1 protein-coding gene is annotated in these 238 nt (G+C 51.3%); it reads right to left on the bottom strand.

All coding sequences use genetic code 11. The features are described 5' to 3' along the window. The coding region (locus QN347_RS20875) for an SH3 domain-containing protein (RefSeq protein ID WP_323494556.1) at positions 1-238 on the bottom strand (238 nt) is incomplete at both ends.

Below are 238 nucleotides of genomic sequence, written 5' to 3'. Positions count from 1 at the left end.
ACCAATTCTTTTGATTCTACCCAGCTTAAATCGCCACCCATGTCGCGTACTTTGCTCCAGGTGCCATAAGTCAAAATCACTTCCACTGGCATGCCGCGCGGCGCAACATACACCTTGCCGCCCTTGGTCGATGGCGCATCATACAAAATCACGGGGGACGCACCGATAGCTCTAAACTCTAAGGCCTGGGCGATGCCAGACCAAGAAGCGATACCTAACAGTACAGATAAAATCAGAG

This window comes from Sphingomonas sp. 10B4, assembly GCF_035019905.1.
GTDB classification, from domain to species: Bacteria; Pseudomonadota; Alphaproteobacteria; order Sphingomonadales; family Sphingomonadaceae; genus Sphingomonas; species Sphingomonas glacialis.
This window is presented reverse-complemented; position numbering and strand designations above follow the sequence as displayed.